The sequence below is a fragment of the Streptomyces sp. C1-1 genome (assembly GCF_050214755.1).
In the GTDB taxonomy this organism is placed as follows: domain Bacteria; phylum Actinomycetota; class Actinomycetes; order Streptomycetales; family Streptomycetaceae; genus Streptomyces.
The window spans coordinates 3,831,386-3,851,722 of the sequence record NZ_CP189826.1; the positions used below are offsets into that span (position 1 = coordinate 3,831,386).

A 20,337-nucleotide genomic window follows, 5' to 3' on the forward strand; every position below is an offset into this window, starting at 1 on the left:
ATGCTTTCGCCGCATTTGATCAAGATCTCCGGTCACACCCAGCCACTAAAGTGGGGCGCATGACCGTTAACCCCGCACACACCGCCCTCTGGCCCGCCCCGCACGCGAGCGGAGCCGTCGACGCGACGGTCCACGTGCCCGGGTCCAAGTCGGTCACCAACCGCGCCCTTGTACTGGCCGCCCTCGCCTCCGAGCCCGGCTGGCTGCGCCGCCCGCTGCGCTCCCGCGACACGCTGCTGATGGCCGGCGCCCTGCGCGCCATGGGCGTCGGCATCGAGGAGGGGGTCGGCCCGGACGGCACGGGCGAGGTCTGGCGAGTGCTGCCCGCGGGCCTGCGCGGTCCGGCCACGGTCGACGTGGGCAACGCCGGCACGGTGATGCGTTTCCTGCCCCCGGTGGCCGCCCTCGCCGACGGCCCCGTCCGCTTCGACGGCGACCCGCGGTCGTACGAGCGTCCCCTGCACGGCGTGATCGACGCCCTGCGCGTCCTGGGCGCCCGGATCGACGACGACGGCCGTGGCGCGCTGCCGCTGACGGTGCACGGCGGCGGGGCGCTGGACGGCGGTCCGGTGGAGATCGACGCCTCGTCGTCCTCGCAGTTCGTCAGCGCCCTGCTGCTGTCGGGCCCACGGTTCAACCAGGGCGTCGAGGTCCGGCACGTCGGCTCCGCGCTGCCCTCGCTGCCGCACATCCGCATGACCGTGGACATGCTGCGCACCGTCGGTGCCCAGGTTGACACGCCGGAGTCGGGCGGCGAGCCGAACGTGTGGCGGGTGACGCCGGGCGCGCTGCTCGGCCGGGACCTGACCATCGAGCCCGACCTGTCCAACGCCCAGCCGTTCCTGGCCGCCGCCCTGGTCACCGGCGGCAAGGTCGTCGTCCCCGCCTGGCCGGCGCACACCACCCAGCCCGGCGACAGGCTGCGGGAGATCTTCACCGAAATGGGCGGTTCCTGCGAACTCACCGAGTACGGACTGGAGTTCACCGGTTCGGGTGCCATCCACGGTATCGATGTGGACCTCGGCGAGGTCGGCGAACTGACCCCGGGCATCGCCGCGGTCGCGGCCCTCGCGGACTCCCCCTCGACCCTGCGCGGGGTTGCCCATCTGCGCCTGCACGAGACCGACCGGCTGGCCGCGCTCACCAAGGAGATCAACGAGCTCGGCGGCGACGTCACCGAGACCGCCGACGGCCTGCACATCCGCCCGCGCCGCCTGCACGGCGGGATCTTCCACACCTACGAGGACCACCGCATGGCGACGGCCGGCGCGATCATCGGCCTCGCGGTCGACGGCGTGCAGATCGAGAACGTGGCGACGACGGCGAAGACCCTGCCGGACTTCCCCGAGCTGTGGACCGGGATGCTCGGGGCGTAGGGACGTAAGGGAGATGCGCCGCTACGGCAAGCACACCGACGAGGACGACATCCGCGTCCGCCCGGGCCGCAAGGGCACCCGGCCCCGTACGAACATCCGCCCCGCCCACGAGGACGCGGCCGAGGGCATGGTCCTCACCGTCGACCGGGGCCGGCTGACCTGCCTGGTCGACGGCCGGACCGTGCTGGCGATGAAGGCCCGCGAACTGGGCCGCAAGGCGGCGGTGGTCGGCGACCGGGTGGCCATCGTCGGCGACCTCTCCGGCAAGAAGGACACCCTCGCGCGGATCGTCCGCATCGAGAAGCGGAAGTCCGTGCTGCGCCGCACGGCGGACGACGACGACCCCTTCGAGCGGGTGGTCGTGGCCAACGCCGACCAGCTCGCCGTCGTCACCGCCCTGGCCGACCCCGAGCCCCGCCCCCGCCTGATCGACCGCTGCCTGGTCGCCGCGTACGACGGGGGCCTGACACCCCTCCTCGTCCTGACCAAGTCGGACCTGTCCCCGCCCGACAAGCTCCTGGAGCTCTACGGCGACCTGGACATCCCGTACGTGGTCACCAGCCGTGAGGAGCTGGAGAGCGGCGAGGCGGTGGCCCGGGTGCGCGAGCAACTCGACGGCAAGGTCACGGCGTTCGTCGGCCACTCCGGCGTGGGGAAGACGACGCTGGTGAACGCGCTGGTCCCCCAGGACCGCCGCCGTCTGACCGGTCATGTCAACGCGGTCACGGGCCGCGGACGCCACACCACGACCTCCGCCCTCGCCCTCCCCCTCGGCGACGACGACGGCTGGGTGATCGACACCCCGGGCCTGCGTTCCTTCGGCCTCGCGCACGTGGACCCCTCCCGGGTCATCAAGGCCTTCCCGGACCTCGAACCCGGCACGGAGGGCTGCCCGCGCGCCTGCAGCCACGACGAGCCGGACTGCGCGCTGGACGAGTGGGTGGCCCAGGGCCACGCGGACCCGGCGCGGTTGTACTCGCTGCGCCGGCTGCTGGCCACGCGGGAGCACAAGGAGGGCGACTGACCACCGCGTTGTTTGCCTGTACGTCGGCCCGGTAAGTGCATAATCGCACCGAGCGGACATACGGGGAGGACAGCACATGGCGTGGCTGCTGGTAGTGGTGGCCGGTTTGCTCGAGACGGGTTTCGCCGTGTGCCTCAAGCTCTCGCACGGCTTCACCCGCCTGTGGCCCACGATCGCGTTCTGCGTCTTCGCCCTGGGCAGCTTCGGTCTGCTGACCCTCTCCCTGCGCAAGCTCGACGTCGGCCCCGCCTACGCCGTGTGGACCGGCATCGGCGCGGCGGGCACCGCGATCTACGGCATGATCTTCCTCGGCGACCTGGTCTCCACACTGAAGATCGTGTCGATCAGCTTCGTGATCGTGGGGGTCATCGGCCTGCAGCTGTCGGGCTCGGCGCACTAGACCGCGGCCCCCGCCCGGGTCGGTTCACACCAGCTGCCGGGGCAGGGCCGTGCGCACCAGTTCCCCCACGCCGCCGTCGGCCGGCGGCGCGGCCACGCAGGACAGCGCCAGCCTGACCACCAGTTCGCAGGAGCGGGCAAGCTCCGCCGTGTCCGTCCGGTGCGCGCCGGGCCCCGCGAGCACCGCCACGGCCCGGTCGCGGACGATCGCCACGAAGTCACCGGGCGAGGGCAGCGGGCCGTCGGCCCGGCGCTGGGCCGGCACGGCGGAGGAGGACGGCACGGCGGACAGCGTCGGCGAGGGCAGCCGCTCGCTCCAGCAGCCGGTCAGCATGGCCCGTACGAGCGCGTTCTCCCGGGCGGCCGACGCGGTCCACTCGGCGGTCGCGGTCAATCGCTCGCGGGCGTCGGAGTGTGTGGCGAGCGCCCGCTCCACGCCCGCGAGAAAGCCGTCCGCCTCCCTTCTGACCAGTGCCCGGGCGAGACCCTCCTTGCTGCCGAACTCGTTGTAGAGGGTCTGCCGGGACACTCCGGCCGCCGCGGCCACGTCCACCATCCGTACGGCGGACCACGGCCGGCGCGCCAGCGCCGTGTAGGCGGCGTCCAGTAGGGATTCCCGCGCTGCAGGCATCATCGCCTCCCTGGGGCGGAGCGACTCTGCGCCCAGATTTGACGCGTGCACAGGCACTGTCAAGGGTTCGCGGAAGCACGCGGGAGCGCCCTTCGGCCACCATGTGCCGCCAGACCGTGATCCGGGCCGTGTGGCCCCTCGTACACCTCGCCGGATAGCGTTCGTCCCATGCCGGACTACCTCGACGACCTCCGTTTCGCGCACGTCCTCGCGGACGCCGCGGACGCGGCGACCATGGACCGCTTCAAGGCCCTCGACCTCAAGGTCGAGACCAAACCGGACATGACTCCGGTGAGCGAGGCGGACAAGGCCGCCGAGGAGCTCATCCGCGGCCAGCTGCAGCGCGCCCGCCCTCGTGACGCGATCCTCGGCGAGGAGTACGGCGTCGAGGGCACCGGCCCCCGGCGCTGGGTGATCGACCCGATCGACGGCACCAAGAACTACGTGCGCGGTGTCCCGGTGTGGGCCACGCTGATCTCCCTGATGGAAGCCGGCGAGACCGGCTTCGAGCCGGTGGTCGGCGTCGTCTCCGCGCCCGCGCTCGGCCGGCGCTGGTGGGCCGCGCAGGGGCACGGCGCGTTCACCGGCCGCAGCCTCTCCTCCGCCTCCCGCCTGCGCGTCTCCCGCGTCTCGAAGCTGTCGGACGCCTCCTTCGCCTACTCCTCGCTGTCCGGCTGGGAGGAGCAGGGCCGCCTCGACGGTTTCCTGGACCTGACCCGCGAGGTGTGGCGCACGCGCGCGTACGGCGACTTCTGGCCCTACATGCTGGTCGCCGAGGGCGCCGTCGACATCTGCGCCGAGCCCGAGCTCTCCCTGTGGGACATGGCCGCCAACGCGATCATCGTGACCGAGGCCGGCGGCACCTTCACGGGCCTCGACGGCCGCCCGGGCCCGCACAGCGGCAACGCGGCCGCGTCGAACGGCCCGCTGCACGACGAGTTGCTGGGGTATCTGAACCAGCGCTACTGACCGGGTACCACGGGCCGGTGCTACGGGCCGGTGCTACGGGCCGCTGCCACGGGCCGGTGCTACGGGACGGCGCTTCTGAGGCACACCGGAACACGCAGATGAGCGTGCGCGCCCTCAATTGGCTGCCCGCGCCCTCTTGTTGACCCGTGCTTTACCTGCCACTCTGAGAGTCCCCCCACTTGTGAACTTGTGAATCCGTGAACTAGCGCTCCGGATTCCCTAGGAGGTGGCTCAAGTCCATGCTCGTCCGTGACGCCATGAGCACAGTGGTCCTCACCATCGGCCCCGCACACACCCTCCGTCAGGCAGCCGCCCTGATGGCCGCACGCCGCGTCGGCGCGGCCGTGGTCCTCGACCCGGACGCGGGCGGGATCGGCATCCTCACCGAGCGCGACATCCTCAACTCGGTGGGTCTCGGCCAGAACCCGGACGCGGAGCACGCCTCCGCCCACACCACCACCGACGTCGTCTTCGCCGCCCCGTCCTGGACCCTGGAGGAGGCCGCCCGCGCCATGGCGCACGGCGGGTTCCGCCATCTGATCGTCCTCGATCACGGCGAGACCGTCGGGATCGTCTCGGTCCGCGACATCATCCGCTGCTGGGCACCCGCCCGACAGCAGGTGGCCCTCCTGCACTGAGGACTATCTTGGACGAAGTCTAAAGTCACATTCATTCGCGTCCTGGTCCCCTTCTGTTAGGCTGGCCGTATGAGTGACCTTCTGGAACGGCTGCGCGGACGCGGATGGCGGATGACCGCGCAGCGGCGCGTCGTGGCCGAGGTTCTCGACGGCGAGCACGTCCATCTGACGGCCGACGAGGTCCACGCACGGGCCGTCGCGAAGCTGCCGGAGATCTCCCGGGCGACCGTCTACAACACGCTGGGCGAGCTGGTCTCGCTCGGCGAGGTGCTCGAGGTCGCCACGGACAGGCGCGCCAAGCGCTACGACCCGAACGCGCACCGCCCGCACCACCACCTGGTCTGCGCCCGATGCGGCGCGATCAAGGACGTCCACCCGACGGGCAACCCCCTGGCCGACCTCCCGGACTCGGAACGCTTCGGCTTCACGGTCTCGGACGTGGAGGTCACCTACCGCGGCGTCTGCCCGAACTGCGCGGCGTAAGGGCCGGCGGGCCCTTACGGGCCTCAAGGCCAAACGCCTCCGGGCCACACACAGAGGGCCGGAATCCGTTTCTGGATTCCGGCCCTCTGTCTTCAGTAGCGGGGACAGGATTTGAACCTGCGACCTCTGGGTTATGAGCCCAGCGAGCTACCGAGCTGCTCCACCCCGCGTCGATGAACAGAACACTACGTGAGGGACAAGGACAGAAGCAAATCGCTTCACCACCGGCCACTTTTCCGGCCTCGCCCACCCATCTCAGCCCGTCCGGCCATCTCAGCCCGTCCGCCACCTCAGCCCGTCCGCCACCTCAGCCCGTCCTGCGTTTGCGGACGAGGCCGTCCAGGCCCGAAGCGGGGGCCTGGGGGCGGGGGCCTGGGGGCGGCAGCCCCCAGCGACGCCCACGCCGACGCCCCGGGCGCCAAGGTCACTCGGCGTCACGCCGACAGTTCCTCCCGCAGTGCGTCCCGCAGCCGCGCCGCCCGCTCCGTGACCTCCGCCGGACCGAGGGACACGGCCCGGTCGGCCCACCGCTGCCCCTCCGCCAGCTCCCCCCGACGCGCGTAGACCAGGGCCAGCCGCAACGCCGCCCGACCGTGCCCGGCGTCGGCCGCCCGCGTCCACCACACCGCCGCCTCCGGCTCGCTCCCCTCCCGGGCCAGCAGCAGCCCGAGGTTGAAGGCGCCGTTGCGGGACCCTGCCTCGGCCGCCTCGCGGTACCACCGGGCCGCCTCCACCACGTCCCCGCGGGCCGCGGCCATCATGCCGACCCGCACCTGCGCGCGCCGGTGCCCCTGGGAGGCCGCCCGCTCGTACCACTCCTCGCACTCGGTCTTCTCGTGCAGCACCTCGCCCAGCTCGTGCGCAGGCTCCGGCGGCCGCCGCGCGTCGAGCACGGCCGCCAGCCGGTACGCCGCCTCGGCGCTCCCGCCCCCGGCCGCGCAGCGCAGATGCCGCTCCGCCTCGAGCTCGTCCCCGTCCCGCAGCCGCGCGATCCCGACCTGCAGCGCCGCCTCGGTGTGCCCGGCGGCCGCGGCACGCTCGTACCACCCAAGGGCGGCCTCGTCCTCGTCCCGCCCGGCGTGGAGGATGCCCAGGTTGAACGCGGCGTCCACGCTGCCGGCCTCCGCGGCCTTGGAGAACCACGGCTCGGCGCCGGCCGTGTCGCCGCCCTGCAGCAGCAGGATGGCCAGCGCGTTCGCCGCCTCCCGGTGCCCGGCGTACGCGGCCCGCCGGTACCACTGCTCGGCCTGCGCGGTCCGCCCCTGCTCGGCGCAGAGCAGCCCCAGGTTGTACGCGCCGTTGTCGTCCCCGGCGTCCATGGCCGCGCGGTACCACCGCTCGGCGGTCTGCGTCTCGCCGCGCTCGGCGTGCAGCGCGCCCAGCGCGTTGGCAGCGTTGCCGTCCCCGTCCTGTGCGGCTCTGAGCCACCACACGGCGGCGCTCTCGGTGTCGCCGGCGTCGCGCAGCAGGAAGCCGAGTGCGCAGGCGGCCCGTGCCTCGCCGTCCTTGGCGGAGGTCAGGTACCAGCGCCCGGCCTCCTTCAGCTCCCCGCGCTTCTCCAGGATCGCCCCGAGGTGCAGCGCGGCCCGCCGGTGTCCGCGCGCGGCGGCCTGCCGGTAGAACTGTTCGGCCTCGGCCAGCAGCTCGACACCGTTGTCGGCCCCGCCCTCGTCCGGGCAGGCCGCCTTGCGGTCGAGCGCGCGCGCCAGCCGGTACGCCGCCTCGCGGTGGCCCTGCTCGGCCGCGGCCCGCATCCACTTCCCGGCCGCGGCGTCCCCGCGGTGCTCCAGCAGGTCGGCGAGCGCGTACGCCCCCAGGGCGTGCCCCTGCTCGGCGGACTGGCGCAGCCAGTACTCGGCGGCCGGCTCGTCCCCGCGCTCGCGGTGGTGCCGGCCCAGGGCGTGAGCGGCCGCGGCCGACCCGGCGACGGCGGCGATCCGCCACCATCCGGCGGCCTCGTCGGCATAGCCGCGCTGATGCAGCAGGACGCCCAGGTTGTTGGCGGCGGCGCGGTCGCCGGCCGCGGTGGCGGCACGCAGATGGGGTTCGGCTCCGTCGAGATCTCCACGGCGCAGCAGCATGGCCCCGAGAACACTCATCGCCTCGACGTCGCCGGCCTCGGCGGCGAGCCGCTGACGCAGTTCCTCGGCAGCCTCTTCCGCGGCCTCCCCGGCGTCGGTCCCGCCCGGTTCGGAAGGCTGCACAAATCGCCCTGTCTCGAACAGAGTTGCCTTGTCCCCCATAACGTCCATCGTCGCACCACCTGCAACCTGGGTACACCTGGTATACCGCAGCCATTGAGGTCACTTCAGCGTTTTGTCGACATGCCCACAGAGAGACAAGTCAAACACAGATCCCCCAACTCCCCACCGCGCCACGTACACCCTGTGCTCGGCACATGCGTTCGCACACGTCGAAGGCCCGGATCCGTGACGGATCCGGGCCTTCGACCGCAGTAGCGGGGACAGGATTTGAACCTGCGACCTCTGGGTTATGAGCCCAGCGAGCTACCGAGCTGCTCCACCCCGCGTCGTTGTTCGCCAACCGTATCACGACGCGGGGCGGCCTTCGATCAACCGCTGCCGGAGCTGCCGCTCGGGCTCGGACTGCCGCTGGGGCTGGGGCTGCTGCTGCTCTTGCCGCTGCCGCCGGCGGTCTTGTCGGCCTTGGACTGCGCCTCCTCGGCCCTCTTCAGCGCGTCCTCGAGGTCCTTCTGCGCCTCGCCGTACGCCTTCCAGTCGCCCTTCTGCAGGGCCTTCTGGCCGGCGTCGAAGGCCTTCTGGGCGTCGTTGAGCGCCTGTTGGACCGTCGGGTTGCCGGACGTCGGCGGCGGCGTGGTCCCCTGGTCGGGCGGCGGAGTGGTCGAACTCTCCGCTCCGAAGACCTTGTTGAGCGCCTGGTCGAGGGTGTCCTCGAAGGCGGTCTTGTCGCCGTAGCTGACCAACACCTTCCGCAGCAGGGGGTACTTCAGTCCACCACCGCGTACGTAGACCGGCTCCACGTAGAGCAGTCCTCCGTCGAGCGGCACCGTCAGCAGGTTGCCGTACTCGATGTCGGAGTCGCCGCCCTTGAGCAGCTTGATCGACTCGGCGATGTCCTGTTCGGAGTTGAACTGGCTCTGCACCTGTTTCGGCCCGTCGACCGTCGTACTGGTCGGCAGTTTCAGGATTCTGATCCTGCCGTAGTCGTTGGAGTCCGCCTGGGCGTCGACCGACATGAACGCGCTCAGGTTGTCACGGCCGTTGGGCGTGAACGTCGTCGTCAGCGAGAAGGCCTGCGACGTCTGGTCGGGCATCTTCATGCTCAGGTAGTACGGCGGCACCGCGTTGCCCGACTTGTTGGTCGGGTCGTCCGGCACCTGCCACACCTCGCTGCCGGTGAGGAAGGTGGTCGGGTTGGTGACGTGGTAGCGGGTCAGCAGCTCGCGCTGGACCTTGAACAGGTCCTGCGGGTAGCGCAGATGGGACAGCAGCGACTTGGAGATGGCGCTCTTGGGCTGGACCGTGCCCGGGAAGGCCTTCATCCAGGTCTTCAGGACCGGGTCCTGGGTGTCCCACTGGTAGAGCTTGACCTGGCCGGTGTACGCGTCGACGGTCGCCTTCACCGAGTTGCGGATGTAGTTGACCTGGTTCTGCTGGGCCACCACCGCGCGCGAGTTGTTGGTCGCGGTCAGCGAGTCGGCCGTCGTGTCGCCCAGGGTCGTACGGGAGGCGTACGGGTAGCCGTTCGTCGTCGTGTACGCGTCGACGATCCACTGGATACGGCCGTCCACCACCGCCGGATAGGCGTCGCCGTCGATGGTCAGCCAGGGCGCCACCGCCTCGACGCGCTCCTTGGGCGTGCGGTTGTACAGGATCCGCGAGCCCTCGCCGATGGCGCCGGAGTAGAGGATCTGCGGCTCGCTGAACGCCACCGCGTACGCCGCCCGGTTGATCGGGTTGGCGAGGTTGACGCCGCTGTTGCCCTTGTAGCTGGTGGTCTTCTCACCGCTGTCGTCGGAGTAGTCGATCTCCTTCTGGGGACCGCCGACGATCGAGTACGTGGTGGTCTTCTCGCCGTAGTAGACCTGCTGCTCGTACGTCCCCAGGTCGCCCCGGGACGGCAGGTCGGACTCGGTGAAGACCGGCTGGCCGTTGGCGTCGGCCGCGGTTCCCTTGGCCGCCACCACGCCGTAGCCGTGGGTGTAGCGGAAGTGGTCGTTGATCCAGTTGTTCTTCGGGATGCCGTTGAGGTTCAGCTCACGCAGACCGATGACCGTGTCCTGGACCTTGCCGTCCTTGGTGTAGCGGTCGACGTCCAGGTTGGTCGGGAACGCGTAGTAGTTCCTGATCTGCTGGAGCTGCTGGAACGTCGGCGAAACGATGTTCGGGTCCAGGATGCGGATGCTCGCCGTGGAGTCGACGTCGTCGCGCAGCTTGGTCTTGTCGCTGGTCTTGCTGGTGCCCGAGTAGTCGCTGACCTTGGTGCCGTCGATGCCGTACGCCTCGCGCGTCGCTTTGAGGTTCTTCTGGACGTACGGGGCTTCCTTGGCCTGCTCGTTCGGCTGGACCTGGAACTTCTGCACGATCGCCGGGTACAGGCCGCCGATCAGGATCGCCGAGAGCACCATCAGGCCGAAGCCGATCACCGGCAGCTGCCAGGTGCGCCGCCACAGGGTGGCGAAGAACAACAGGGCGCAGATGACGGCGATGCAGAACAGGATGGTCTTCGCCGGCAGATAGGCGTTCGCGTCGACGTACCTCAGGCCGGTCCAGTTGTCCGTGGCCTTGAAGTCGCTGGACTTCACCGCCAGGCCGTACCGGTCGAGCCAGTACGCGACCGCCTTCAGCGCGACGAAGACCCCGAGCAGCACCGACAGGTGCCCGGTCGCGGCGGCGGTGGCACGCGCGCCCGGGGAGGTGATCCTGAGGCCGCCGTACAGGTAGTGGGTCAGCGCGGCGGCGATCAGCGCGAGGATCGTGGCGGCGAAGCCGAAGCCGAGCAGGAAGCGGTACCAGGGCAGGTCGAAGGCGTAGAAGGAGACGTCGAGGTGGAACTGCGGGTCCTTCTGGTGGAAGGGCACGCCGTTGACCCACATCAGCCAGGTCCGCCACTGACTGGACGCCGAGGCGCCGGCGATCAGGCCCACCAGGGAGGTGATCGCGAGCAGCAGCCACCTCTTGTAGGGCGCGATGCCCATCCGGTAGCGGTCGAGGCTCTGCTGCTCCATGGACATGGCGCTCAGCGGCGGCCGCAGCCGGTGCGCGAGCCAGATGTTGAGGCCGACCGCGAGGGCCATCAGCAGGCCGAAGACGAAGAACAGGCCGATCTTCGTCCACAGGGTGGTGGTGAACACGGACGAGTAGTGCACCGACCGGTACCAGAGCCAGTCCGTCCAGAAACCCGCGAACATGGTGAACGCCATGCCGAGCACGGCAAGGACGCCCAGTGTCATGAGCAGGGTCCGGACGCGCCGGGACGGGCGGCCCACTCTGATCCGTGGCCCCGTCGGGCCTCCGCCGCGGTCCGGCATCTGGAAAGCCAAGGTGCGCACCTCGAAGTCGCTGTCGGTCCGTCAGGCCCGCGGTTTCACGGACCTGCCGTGGCCCCCCGTGATCGTGGGCCCACACCTATGCAACTTACTCACCGTTTACTCGGTTCCCGATTCCGGCCATGAACGAGGCAGGATTGTGACCATGTCCAACACCCCCATGGCGGCGAACCCGCTCACCCGGGCCGTGCTCGAGATCGACGAGTACGCCTCCGGCCTCGGCTGGGACCAACCCGCCCGCCTCTTCGCCCTCGTAGACACCGCTCGGCTGCGCGCCCAGGAACCCGCCCTCGCGGCGCAGCTCGGCCTGGAGGAGGAGCAAGAGTCCGCCGGTCTGACCCCGATCGAGCAGGACGAGATCCCGGCGGGCAAGCCGCTGGACGAGTTCCTCGCCACGATCGCCTGGCCCGACGCGGTGGCCGGCTGCGCGCTGACGGTGGAGCGGATGATGCTGCCGCCGTCCGCCGAGGCGGCCGTGCCGGAGGGGCTCAACGAGAAGACGCTCGCGAAGTGGGTCGCCGAGCACCCGGACCGCCAGGAGGTCCGTATGACGGTCGCGGTGCTGCGCGACGGCACCCGCGAGTCGGCCCTGCGGCTGCGCGAGAAGGACACCCCCACGGAGGTCCTCACGGGCGGCGACCTGGTACCGGGCCTGGCCGAGGCCCTGTCGGCGACCTTCGAGGACTGAACTCCTCCGGTACAACAAAGGGGGCGCCCCGCATCGGCGAGGCGCCCCCTGGTCGTGTCCGAGCCGGTGCGTCAGCCCTTGGTTCCGGGCCCGTGCGTCAGCCCTTGGTCGTGCACTTCGGCAGGTCGGCGGTGTCGCCGCTGCGGATGTCCTTGAGCGCGGACAGGGCGTCCTTGATGGTGTCGACCTTGACCAGCCTGAGTCCGCCGGGGGTGTCCTTGGCGGCGGCCGAGCAGTTCTCGGCCGGGGTCAGGAAGTACTGGGCGCCCTTGTCGCGGGCGCCGACCGTCTTCATCTCGATGCCGCCGATCGGGCCGACCTTGCCGTTGTCGTCGATCGTGCCGGTGCCGGCCACGAACTTGCCGCCGGTGAGGCTGCCCGGGGTGAGCTTGTCGTAGATGCCGAGCGAGAACATCAGACCGGCGCTGGGCCCGCCGACGTCGGCGAGCTTGATGTCGATCGTGAACGGGAAGGTGTGGTCGGTTCCGGCGGAGATCCCGACGATGGCCCGCTTCGCCCCGCTGTCGTCGGACGTGGCGGTCGTGATCGTGATCTTCTCGGTCTTCGTCGCCGTCTTGTGCGCCTTCTCGGCGGCGGCCTGCTCCTTGGCCGGCACGATGGTGAAGACCACCTTCTGGCCCGGCTTGTGCTTGGTCACGAGCTTGGCGACGTCGGCCGGCTCCTTGACCGCGGTGTCGTCGACGGCCTTGATGACGTCCCCGGCGTGCAGCTTGCCCTCGGCGGGCGAGTCCTTCACGACCGTGGAGACGATCACCCAGGACGTCACCGGGATGCCGAGCTGCTTCAGCGCCGCCACCTTGGCGCTCTCCTGCGACTGGCTGAACTCCTCGGCGTTCTCCTGGGTCGACTGCTCCTCGGTCTTGCCGTCCGGGTAGAGCGTGTCGTGCGGCACGACCTTGTTGTCGTGCGCGAGCCACCCGTACACGGCCTCGACGAGGTTCATCCGGTAGTCGGCGCTGGTGACCCGCACCGTGGTCATGTTCAGGTTGCCGCTGGTGGCGTACGTCCTGCGCCCGGAGATCTGCAGCACCGGCTCGCCGTCGTGGTTCCCCAACGTGTTCACCGTCGGGCCCGGGGACATCTCCGAGTACGGCACGGGGATGAAGACTCCCGCGCACAGGAGCGCGATCAGCATCAGGGTGGAGGCGAGCATCGTCGCGGTGCGGCGTGGCATGCCACGACAGTACGGGACGCGTCTGTCAGAGGGCCGTCAGCCCCACCCTCTGTCATGTACCGGAGTGGGACTTCTCCATCGCCTCGCGGAAACGCGCGTACCCGTCGAGCTCCGGCCCGTCGCCGCGCACCTTCCGGGTGCGGTTGGCCCAACTGCCCCACAGACCGGCGCCGATCGCGGCCACCAGCGGAATCAACAACCACACGAGCGCACCCATGCCGACCTCCCAACCCCGGTGAGCGTCCGCAAACTGACTGATCAGCAGATTAACCGCCGCCACTGACAACGCTCACGCCAGGGGTGCGGTTACGCAACCCGGAGCCGACGGACGGAGTCGGCGGACACCCATCGGGTGCTCAGCAGGCGCCGACCCATTCCTCCGTGCCGTCGGAGAAGGTCTGGTGCTTCCAGATCGGCACCTCGTGCTTGAGGTCGTCGATCAGCTTCCGGCAGGCGTCGAAGGCCTCGCCACGGTGCGGGCACGACACGGCGACGACGACGGCCAGATCCCCGACCGCGAGGTCGCCGACGCGGTGCACCGCCGCCAGCGCCCGCACGGGGTACTCCGCCACCACCTTCTCGGCGACCCGGCGCATCTCCGCCTCGGCACTGGGGTGGCACGAGTAGCCGAGCCGGTCGACGTCCGCGCCGCCGTCGTGGTTGCGCACGGTGCCCACGAACAGCGCGGTCCCGCCGGCCGCGGTGTCCCCGACGGCCCGGAAGACCTCGTCGACGGACAGGGGCGTCTCGCGGACGCTGATGAGCTTGACGGGGTCGTCCGCGGCCCGCTCGCCGGGGTGGTCGTGGGTGTCTGCCATGCGTCCATCGTGCCTCACGCTCGTGACAACACGGAATACGACTTTCACCAGGCACACGCGCGTGCGGTTTTGGCGACTCCTACAGGGCCGTCGTGTCTTGCGGGGCCGCCGGCCGCTCAGATCCGGCGCCGGGCCTTGCGGGCCCGCCGCACCACGGCCGCCGCGCCCAGCAGGGCCACCGTCGCCCCCGCCGCGCCCGCCGCGGTCGCGTCCTTGCGCCCGAGCCGCCGCCCGGCGACGGTGTGCCGCCCGGAAACCTCCTCCAGCAGCTCGGCGAGCACCTCCTCGTTGGTCCACTGCGGCCGCCATCCGGCGTCATGCAGCCGGCTGCCGCTCACCACCCAGGGGTACATCGTGTAGGCCAGGTCCCCGGCCGGCGACGGCGTCAGGCCGATGCGGTGCAGCCTGGCCGCCGCCCCGAGCGCCACGGCCGACGGCAGCTCCATCCGCCGGATCCCGCTGAGCTCCTCGACCTCCTCCTGCTCCAGCCACCCCTCGCACCCCACGGCGAGCTCGCCCTCGACCTTCTCCAGGACGGCGTACTCCAGGGCGCTGCACAGGTCCTCTACGTGGCAGAACTGCCAGGCGGGCCGCGACCCTGCCACGACCAGCAGCCGAGGCGACTCGAAGTACCTGGTGAGCGCGGTGTCGGTGCCTCCCACCAGCACGGCCGGGCGGACGACGGTGACGTTCAGCCCGGGGTGCGCCCGGGGCGCGCGCCGTGCGAGCCGCTCGACCTCCAGCAGATCGCCCACGCCGGTGGCCTCGGCCGTCGCCCGCAGCTCGGCGTCCTCCGAGAGGGGCAGCTCGTTGTCCGGCAGCGCCCCGTAGACCATCGAGGACGTGCACAGCACGACCCGGTGGACCCCGGCCGCGGCGGCCGCCGTGAGCACGGTCTGCGTCCCCCGGACGTTGTACGCCGTCCGTGCGGCGGCATCGGTCTCCAGGTCGAGGTCGAGCGCCAGATGGACCACCACGTCGGCCCCGCGCAGCTTGTCCGCGATGGCCGGATCCCGCACGTCGAGGATGTGCCACTGGGCCGCCGCGCACTCGCCGCGCCGCTCGTCGATGGCGATGACCTGCTTGATCTCGTCGGACGCGGCCAGCCGCTCGGTGAGCAGCGCGCCGACGCCGGTCGCGGCGCCGGTGACGGCGACGACGGGCCCGCGTACAGTCGGCGGGGTTGACTCGTTTCGCGCTGCGCGAACCTGCGGATCTGGGGAACTCACCGGGCGTCTCCAGCGGTTGTCTTCAGTAAGAACGCGAGTGACGCGTCCGTACCAGGTGGCATCCATCCTGCCGCAGGCCATGAGTCGGCGAAGCACCGAGGCCCGAACCGCCCATGGTGTCTACGCTGGGTGGTGTCATCGGGCAGCCGCGCCGTCGGGGACAACCGGCGGCCTTACCAGCCGAGGAATCCCGTGAGCGACACCCCATTCGGATTCGGCCTTCCGCCGGAGGAGCCGGAAGACGGCGACGAGGGCAAGAAGAAGGACCAGCAGAGCGGTGGTGGTCAGGACCCGGCCAACCCGTTCGGTTTCGGGCTGCCTGGCGCCGGCGGCTTCGGCGGTGACAACCCGCTCGCTGCCATGTTCGGTTCGCTGAACCCCACCGACCTGGGCGCCGCCTTCCAGCAGCTGGGCCAGATGCTCTCCTATGAGGGCGGCCCGGTGAACTGGGACATGGCGAAGCAGATCGCCCGCCAGACGGTCTCGCAGGGCACCGCGGACGGCGTGAAGGACGCGAGCGTCGGCCCCGCCGAGCGCAACGCCGTCCAGGAGGCCGTCCGTCTGGCCGACCTGTGGCTGGACGACGTGACGTCCCTGCCGTCCGGCGCCGGCACCGCGGTGGCCTGGTCGCGCGCGGAGTGGGTGGAGGCGACCCTGCCCGCGTGGCAGGAGCTCGTCGACCCGGTCGCCGAGCGCGTCGGCACCGCGATGGGCGACGTCCTGCCGGAGGAGATGCAGGCCATGGCGGGCCCGCTGATCGGCATGATGCGCTCGATGGGCGGCGCCATGTTCGGCACGCAGATCGGGCAGGCCGTGGGCGTGCTCGCGGGCGAGGTCGTCGGTTCCACCGACATCGGCCTGCCGCTCAGCCCGGCCGGCAAGGCGGCGCTGCTGCCGGTGAACATCGAGACCTTCGGCAAGGACCTGGGCGTCCCGAAGGAGGAGGTGCGGCTGTATCTCGCCCTGCGCGAGGCCGCCCACCAGCGCCTGTTCGCGCACGTGCCGTGGCTGCGCTCGCACCTGTACGGCGCGGTCGACGGCTACGCGCGCGGGATCAAGGTCGACACCGCCAAGCTGGAGGACGTCGTCGGCCAGTTCGACCCGCAGAACCCGGAGCAGCTGCAGGACGCCCTGCAGCAGGGCATGTTCCAGCCGGAGGACACGCCCGAGCAGAAGGCGGCCCTGGCCCGTCTTGAGACGGCTCTGGCGCTTGTCGAGGGCTGGGTGGACGCGGTGGTGCACGCGGCCGCGAAGCCACGCCTGGGGTCCGCCGACGCGCTGCGCGAGACCCTGCGCCGCCGCCGCGCCTCGGGCGGCCCGGCGGAGCAGACGTTCGCCACCCTGATCGGCCTGGAGCTGCGCCCGCGCCGCCTGCGCGACGCCTCCCGTCTGTGGGCCTCGCTCACGGACGCGCGCGGGATCGACGGCCGCGACGCCCTGTGGTCCCACCCGGACATGCTGCCCACGGCCTCCGACCTGGACGACCCGGACGGCTTCGTGCACCGCGAGCAGCTGGACTTCTCCGAGCTGGACAAGATGCTGGGCGAAGCGGCGGACAAGCCCGACCTGCGCAAGAAGGACGACGACAAGGGCGACGACAAGGGCGACGACACCGAGTGAGCCTGTACGACGACGCGGTCCTCGTGCTGAAGGGGTACGAGGGCCAGGAAGAGCTGCGCCAGGCCTACCTCGACCATCTGGCGGCCCACCCGGACGGCCTGTGGAAGGCCTGCGGGGCCGGCCACATCACGGCGAGCGCGCTGGTGATCGACCCGTCGCGGGGGCGTGTGCTGCTCACCCTGCACAAAAAGCTGCGGATGTGGCTGCAGATGGGCGGCCACTGCGAGCCCGAGGACACGTCGCTCGATGCGGCGGCGCTGCGCGAGGCCACCGAGGAGTCCGGCATCACCGGGCTCGCACTGCTGCCGGGCGGCCCGGTCCGTCTCGACCGGCACCCGATCCCGGCCCCCTGCCACTGGCACCTCGACGTGCAGTACGCGGTCGTGGCGCCCCCGGGCGCGGTCCAGGAGATCAGCGACGAGTCCCTCGACCTGCGCTGGTTCGGCTACGACGAGGTGGCGGACGTGGCGGACGAGTCGGTGGTACGACTGCTGGAAGCGGCCCGCGCCCGACTCTGACGGGTAAGGGGTGACCACCCTGGCGGTCACCCCTTACCGGTGCTAGCTCCAGACGTTGCCCTGGTTCTGGGCCCGGGCCCCGTGCTGGCCCATGCCGTACTGGGCGGCGAGGCCCTGGCCGATCTGGGCGTTCTGCGGCGGCAGCAGCTCACTCGGCTGGACCAGCGCGAAGCCGCTGCCCATGAAGCTGAGCTCCCAGCCCTCGCCGGTGTTGCCGCGGCGCCGCCACACCCCGGAGGAGTGCGTCTGGGCCTGCATCTGCACCCGCAGGCCCGTGGACCAGGCGACGATCGCGTCGGCGTCGCAGTTGACGTACTTGTCGGGCGTGACCTGCAGCATGAGCGGCGCGCCCGAGGTCATCAGCGCGACCTTGCCGCGGCCGGTGATGTTCAGCTGGTACTTCCCGGAGCCGGAGATGCCGTAGAGGCTGTCGACGGCGATGACCTCGTGGTGCAGCGAGGAGTCCATCGCGAGCACGTAGCCGCTGTCGACGGTCAGACCGTCCTGTTCCACGTCCACCACATGGATGTGCTGGGCGAGGTTGGCGAAGTACACCGTGCCCTGGCCGTGACAGCGCATGAGGCTCAGGCCCTCGCCTGTGTAGGCACGCGCGCGTGACTGCTGGTTGCTCTGGTACTCGGCGTCGAACTCGACGAGCCCCTGGTAGGCGACCATGGTGCCCTTGCGGGCCAGGATGTCGTCATGACCCTCCAGGCTGACGCGCAGCAGCTGCTTGTTCTGCAGGCTGTAGCGCTCCTGGGACTGGGAGTCGTTGTAGGTGAAAAGCGGACTCTGCATGGCGTTTCTGGCTCCCCCTCAGCCCCGGAACCGGAGGCGGTCGGTGCTGTCCTCGCTGGGCTGGACGACGACGATGCCCTGACCGGAGAAGCCCATCTGGTAGGCCTCGCCGCTGCCACGGCCGATCAGCGACTGCGCCTTGAAGCTGCGCTTGCCCTTCACCTTGAGGTTCGGGGACCAGGCGACGAGCGCGTCCGGGTCGACGTAGGTCTCGTCCTCGCCACCGCCGCAGTCGACGACGATCGGTGTGCCCCGGGAGGTCAGCGCGACCCAGCCCTGCCCGGAGATCTTCGTGTTCCACAGGCCCTGTCCGGCGAACTTCGCCAGTCCCTTGACCCGCTCGACGCCCCAGGTGAGGTGGGCGTCGAAGGCGAGCAGGTTGGTGGCGTTGACGGAGATGCCGTCGCCGTTGAGGTTGATGACGACGACGTTCGCGCCGTAGTCGGCGAGGTAGAGCAGTCCGTCGCCGGAGCACTTCATCAGGGGCGCGCCCTCGCCCGTGATCCAGTCGCGGGCGATCTGCCGCACGGCCGGCGGGTTGGGCTCGTACTGGATGAAGCCCTCGTAGGCGATCATCGAGCCCACGCGCGCGAAGAGGTCCTGCCCGCTCTGCATGGCGACCTTGAGCATGTGCTCGCCGTGGTTCTCCATGCGGGCGGTGACGGGTGCGGGGGCGTAGCCCGCGAGCGGCTGGTTCATGACGGGCTCCCTCAGACCTCGTACGGCTGGACGACGATGAAGTTGCCGGGGGCGCCCCGGAACTGCAGGTTCACGCTCTCCCCGGTGTCGCCGGGGTAGGCGTTGCGGCGCATCCGGACCTGGCTGGAGACGATCACCTGCGAGGCGGCCGACCAGGCGACCACGGCGTTGGCGTCGGCGAACGTCGTGGGCGTGACGGGCAGCACCACCGGGGTGCCGTGCGTCTTCACGACGAGGGTGCCGGTCCCCTGGAACTGCATCGTGAACAGCGCGCCGCCGGGGATGCCGTGCCCCTCGATGCGCCGGACCTCGTACTGCAGGGTCTCGTCGAAGGCGAGGACGTTCTCGGCGGAGACGCAGATCGCGTCGCCCTGGAGCTCGATGGGGTGCAGATGCGTGGCGTTCTCGGCGAGGAACACCTGGCCCTGGCCGGTGCAGCGCATCAGCTGCATCTCCTGGCCGGTCGCGTTGCCCACGATGCGGCCCGCGAATCCGGCGCCCTTGTAGCTGAAGTCGACCTTGCCCTGGTAGAGCACCATGCTGCCCTGCCGGGCGAGCACGGGCTGGCCGCCCATGCCGAGGTCGACCCGGATGAGCTTCTTGTTCTGCTGCGTCCAGCGCTGGCCGGTGGGCGTCTCCTTGAACACCGACAGCGCGGCACTCACGCCGGCACCACCCTGGGGAGCGCCCTGCGGGACGCCGTAGCCGCCGGCCTGCTGGCCCGGGACCTGGCCGAAGGGCGGCTGCTGGCCGTATCCGGGCGGCGGGGTCGGCTGACCGTAGCCGGGCGGCGGGACGGGGGCCTGCGGCGCCTGCGGCTGCGCGTATCCGGGCGGCGGGGCGCCGTGGCCGGGGGGCTGGCCGTACGGCTGCTGCTGGGGCGGCTGGCCGTACGGGGCCGGTACGGGACCCGGGGGTGGCACCGGGGCGCCGCCGGGCGGGCTCATCGGCGCGACGATGGTGGGCGCGGCGTGCACGTTCGGCACGGGCGCGGGTGCCCCTGGCGGGGGCGGGGTCGCGCCCGGGGGCGGAGCGAAGCCCTGGGCGGGCTGTGGCACCGGTGCCGGAGCGGGAGGAGCGGCCGGGGCGGCGAACGCGGGCGGCGCGAAACCGGGAGTGGCGCCGGAGGCCTGCGGCTGCTGGGGAGCGGCGGGTGCCTCCTCCTCGGCGACCTCGCCGCCGAAGTTCTTCAGCAGCGCCTCCAGCCCGCCGTCGAAGCCCTGGCCGACGGCCGCGAAGCGCCACACGTCCTTCAGATAGAAGTCGCCCAGCATCACGGCCCGCTCGGTGGTGAACTCCGAGCCGTTGAACGCGTACCGGGCCACCTCCTCGCCGCCCGCGACGATCCGCAGGTATCCGGGGCCGACCTGCGACATCTGGCCGGAGCCGTCGATGGTCGCCGTGAAGGACAGCTTCTGGATCTGCGGCGGGATCCTGTCCAGCGTGATGCGGAAGGACTCCGTGTCGCCGGCCTGCGCACCCAGGAGCTGGATGGACTCCTCGGGGGACTTGGGCTGGTTGAAGAAGATGAAATAGCGGTCGTCCGAGAGCCGTTCGTCGGCGTCGAGACCGAAGCAGCTGATGTCGAACGTCAGCCCGGGTCCGCCGATCTGCACGCCTACGTACAGATCGGTGCCCGCGGTGAGGTCACTGATCTTGGCCTTGTGGCCGCGTTGGAATTCCCTGGCCATGCGTAACGACCGTCCCCCATCCCGAATGTGA

The 20,337-nt window shown here is 71.0% G+C and carries 19 protein-coding genes and 2 tRNA genes; 9 read left to right on the forward strand and 12 right to left on the reverse strand.

The window, feature by feature from the left end:
• The first annotated feature begins 59 nt into the window (after positions 1 to 59).
• The 3 genes from aroA (at position 60) to ACQF4J_RS17310 (ending at position 2,800) form a co-directional block, all read left to right on the forward strand.
• Positions 60 to 1,376, forward strand: coding sequence for a 3-phosphoshikimate 1-carboxyvinyltransferase (gene aroA, locus ACQF4J_RS17300; RefSeq protein ID WP_385228072.1), 1,317 nt, complete (start codon positions 60 to 62; stop codon positions 1,374 to 1,376).
• A gap of 13 nt (positions 1,377 to 1,389) precedes the next feature.
• Complete coding sequence (gene rsgA / locus ACQF4J_RS17305) at positions 1,390 to 2,400, forward strand: ribosome small subunit-dependent GTPase A (protein WP_351561040.1); 1,011 nt, start codon at positions 1,390 to 1,392, stop codon at positions 2,398 to 2,400.
• 76 nt (positions 2,401 to 2,476) lie between these two features.
• A complete protein-coding gene (locus ACQF4J_RS17310; protein ID WP_200702402.1) occupies positions 2,477 to 2,800 on the forward strand; it encodes a DMT family transporter in 324 nt (107 codons plus the stop codon).
• A gap of 24 nt (positions 2,801 to 2,824) precedes the next feature.
• Here the strand turns inward: ACQF4J_RS17310 and ACQF4J_RS17315 are convergent, their stop codons facing one another.
• Positions 2,825 to 3,430 carry a TetR/AcrR family transcriptional regulator gene (locus ACQF4J_RS17315; protein ID WP_351561609.1) on the reverse strand — a complete coding sequence of 202 codons (606 nt, stop codon included), beginning with the start codon at positions 3,428 to 3,430 and terminating at the stop codon, positions 2,825 to 2,827.
• A gap of 168 nt (positions 3,431 to 3,598) precedes the next feature.
• On the opposite strand from ACQF4J_RS17315, the gene hisN reads away from it, so the two are divergent.
• The 3 genes from hisN (at position 3,599) to ACQF4J_RS17330 (ending at position 5,520) form a co-directional block, all read left to right on the forward strand.
• Positions 3,599 to 4,399 carry a histidinol-phosphatase gene (gene hisN / locus ACQF4J_RS17320; protein WP_385228064.1) on the forward strand — a complete coding sequence of 267 codons (801 nt, stop codon included), beginning with the start codon at positions 3,599 to 3,601 and terminating at the stop codon, positions 4,397 to 4,399.
• 239 nt (positions 4,400 to 4,638) lie between these two features.
• Positions 4,639 to 5,037, forward strand: coding sequence for a CBS domain-containing protein (locus ACQF4J_RS17325; protein WP_351561036.1), 399 nt, complete (start codon positions 4,639 to 4,641; stop codon positions 5,035 to 5,037).
• Between the two features lie 69 nt (positions 5,038 to 5,106).
• Positions 5,107 to 5,520 (forward strand): Fur family transcriptional regulator, encoded by a 414-nt coding sequence (locus ACQF4J_RS17330; protein WP_351561034.1) that lies wholly within the window; start codon positions 5,107 to 5,109, stop codon positions 5,518 to 5,520.
• Positions 5,521 to 5,616: 96 nt separating this feature from the next.
• Here ACQF4J_RS17330 and ACQF4J_RS17335 read toward each other — a convergent pair.
• From ACQF4J_RS17335 to ACQF4J_RS17350, 4 genes are all read right to left on the reverse strand, one after another.
• A tRNA-Met gene (locus tag ACQF4J_RS17335) sits at positions 5,617 to 5,690 on the reverse strand.
• A gap of 264 nt (positions 5,691 to 5,954) precedes the next feature.
• Positions 5,955 to 7,772, reverse strand: a complete 1,818-nt coding sequence (locus ACQF4J_RS17340; protein ID WP_351561032.1) for a tetratricopeptide repeat protein — start codon at positions 7,770 to 7,772, stop codon at positions 5,955 to 5,957.
• A gap of 204 nt (positions 7,773 to 7,976) precedes the next feature.
• Positions 7,977 to 8,050, reverse strand: a tRNA-Met gene (locus tag ACQF4J_RS17345).
• A gap of 42 nt (positions 8,051 to 8,092) precedes the next feature.
• The gene (locus ACQF4J_RS17350) at positions 8,093 to 11,032 is read right to left on the reverse strand and encodes a UPF0182 family protein (RefSeq protein ID WP_351584077.1); all 2,940 of its coding nucleotides are present in this window, start codon (positions 11,030 to 11,032) and stop codon (positions 8,093 to 8,095) included.
• Positions 11,033 to 11,195: 163 nt separating this feature from the next.
• Between ACQF4J_RS17350 and ACQF4J_RS17355 the strand changes: the two genes are divergently transcribed.
• The gene (locus ACQF4J_RS17355) at positions 11,196 to 11,738 is read left to right on the forward strand and encodes a PPA1309 family protein (RefSeq protein WP_351584040.1); all 543 of its coding nucleotides are present in this window, start codon (positions 11,196 to 11,198) and stop codon (positions 11,736 to 11,738) included.
• 97 nt (positions 11,739 to 11,835) lie between these two features.
• On the opposite strand, the gene ACQF4J_RS17360 is transcribed toward ACQF4J_RS17355, so the two are convergent.
• From ACQF4J_RS17360 to ACQF4J_RS17375, 4 genes are all read right to left on the reverse strand, one after another.
• Positions 11,836 to 12,933 carry a YlbL family protein gene (locus ACQF4J_RS17360; RefSeq protein WP_351800597.1) on the reverse strand — a complete coding sequence of 366 codons (1,098 nt, stop codon included), beginning with the start codon at positions 12,931 to 12,933 and terminating at the stop codon, positions 11,836 to 11,838.
• Between the two features lie 52 nt (positions 12,934 to 12,985).
• Positions 12,986 to 13,150, reverse strand: coding sequence for a hypothetical protein (locus tag ACQF4J_RS17365; protein WP_200702410.1), 165 nt, complete (start codon positions 13,148 to 13,150; stop codon positions 12,986 to 12,988).
• Positions 13,151 to 13,289: 139 nt separating this feature from the next.
• Positions 13,290 to 13,751, reverse strand: a complete 462-nt coding sequence (locus ACQF4J_RS17370) for a molybdenum cofactor biosynthesis protein MoaE (protein WP_351584046.1) — start codon at positions 13,749 to 13,751, stop codon at positions 13,290 to 13,292.
• A gap of 116 nt (positions 13,752 to 13,867) precedes the next feature.
• Entirely contained in the window at positions 13,868 to 14,980 is a 1,113-nt protein-coding gene (locus ACQF4J_RS17375; protein ID WP_058923354.1) for an SDR family oxidoreductase, read from the reverse strand.
• A 192-nt stretch (positions 14,981 to 15,172) separates the two neighbouring features.
• Here ACQF4J_RS17375 and ACQF4J_RS17380 point away from each other — a divergent pair, with 192 nt between their 5' ends.
• Positions 15,173 to 16,600, forward strand: coding sequence for a zinc-dependent metalloprotease (locus tag ACQF4J_RS17380; RefSeq protein WP_351584054.1), 1,428 nt, complete (start codon positions 15,173 to 15,175; stop codon positions 16,598 to 16,600).
• Positions 16,597 to 17,118 (forward strand): NUDIX hydrolase, encoded by a 522-nt coding sequence (locus ACQF4J_RS17385; RefSeq protein WP_351584057.1) that lies wholly within the window; start codon positions 16,597 to 16,599, stop codon positions 17,116 to 17,118. Before ACQF4J_RS17380 ends, ACQF4J_RS17385 begins: the two co-directional genes overlap by 4 nt.
• A gap of 42 nt (positions 17,119 to 17,160) precedes the next feature.
• Here the strand turns inward: ACQF4J_RS17385 and ACQF4J_RS17390 are convergent, their stop codons facing one another.
• From ACQF4J_RS17390 to ACQF4J_RS17400, 3 genes are read right to left on the reverse strand one after another with little or no spacing between them, the layout of a single operon-like run.
• Positions 17,161 to 17,916, reverse strand: coding sequence for an AIM24 family protein (locus tag ACQF4J_RS17390; protein ID WP_351584059.1), 756 nt, complete (start codon positions 17,914 to 17,916; stop codon positions 17,161 to 17,163).
• 18 nt (positions 17,917 to 17,934) lie between these two features.
• Positions 17,935 to 18,615 (reverse strand): AIM24 family protein, encoded by a 681-nt coding sequence (locus ACQF4J_RS17395; protein WP_142142345.1) that lies wholly within the window; start codon positions 18,613 to 18,615, stop codon positions 17,935 to 17,937.
• An 11-nt stretch (positions 18,616 to 18,626) separates the two neighbouring features.
• On the reverse strand, positions 18,627 to 20,306 hold the full coding sequence (locus ACQF4J_RS17400) for a TerD family protein (protein WP_351584062.1): 1,680 nt from the start codon (positions 20,304 to 20,306) through the stop codon (positions 18,627 to 18,629).
• Positions 20,307 to 20,337: the final 31 nt, after the last annotated feature.

Excerpts from the sequence above, each read along its gene's own strand:
- aroA (WP_385228072.1), top strand. The coding sequence starts at position 60 with ATGACCGTTAACCCCGCACACACCGCCCTCTGGCCCGCCCCGCACGCG.
- rsgA (WP_351561040.1), top strand. The coding sequence starts at position 1,390 with ATGCGCCGCTACGGCAAGCACACCGACGAGGACGACATCCGCGTCCGC.
- ACQF4J_RS17310 (WP_200702402.1), top strand. The coding sequence starts at position 2,477 with ATGGCGTGGCTGCTGGTAGTGGTGGCCGGTTTGCTCGAGACGGGTTTC.
- ACQF4J_RS17315 (WP_351561609.1), bottom strand. The coding sequence starts at position 3,430 with ATGCCTGCAGCGCGGGAATCCCTACTGGACGCCGCCTACACGGCGCTG.
- hisN (WP_385228064.1), top strand. The coding sequence starts at position 3,599 with ATGCCGGACTACCTCGACGACCTCCGTTTCGCGCACGTCCTCGCGGAC.
- ACQF4J_RS17325 (WP_351561036.1), top strand. The coding sequence starts at position 4,639 with ATGCTCGTCCGTGACGCCATGAGCACAGTGGTCCTCACCATCGGCCCC.
- ACQF4J_RS17330 (WP_351561034.1), top strand. The coding sequence starts at position 5,107 with ATGAGTGACCTTCTGGAACGGCTGCGCGGACGCGGATGGCGGATGACC.
- ACQF4J_RS17340 (WP_351561032.1), bottom strand. The coding sequence starts at position 7,772 with ATGGACGTTATGGGGGACAAGGCAACTCTGTTCGAGACAGGGCGATTT.
- ACQF4J_RS17350 (WP_351584077.1), bottom strand. The coding sequence starts at position 11,032 with ATGCCGGACCGCGGCGGAGGCCCGACGGGGCCACGGATCAGAGTGGGC.
- ACQF4J_RS17355 (WP_351584040.1), top strand. The coding sequence starts at position 11,196 with ATGTCCAACACCCCCATGGCGGCGAACCCGCTCACCCGGGCCGTGCTC.
- ACQF4J_RS17360 (WP_351800597.1), bottom strand. The coding sequence starts at position 12,933 with ATGCCACGCCGCACCGCGACGATGCTCGCCTCCACCCTGATGCTGATC.
- ACQF4J_RS17365 (WP_200702410.1), bottom strand. The coding sequence starts at position 13,150 with ATGGGTGCGCTCGTGTGGTTGTTGATTCCGCTGGTGGCCGCGATCGGC.
- ACQF4J_RS17370 (WP_351584046.1), bottom strand. The coding sequence starts at position 13,751 with ATGGCAGACACCCACGACCACCCCGGCGAGCGGGCCGCGGACGACCCC.
- ACQF4J_RS17390 (WP_351584059.1), bottom strand. The coding sequence starts at position 17,916 with ATGCAGAGTCCGCTTTTCACCTACAACGACTCCCAGTCCCAGGAGCGC.
- ACQF4J_RS17395 (WP_142142345.1), bottom strand. The coding sequence starts at position 18,615 with ATGAACCAGCCGCTCGCGGGCTACGCCCCCGCACCCGTCACCGCCCGC.
- ACQF4J_RS17400 (WP_351584062.1), bottom strand. The coding sequence starts at position 20,306 with ATGGCCAGGGAATTCCAACGCGGCCACAAGGCCAAGATCAGTGACCTC.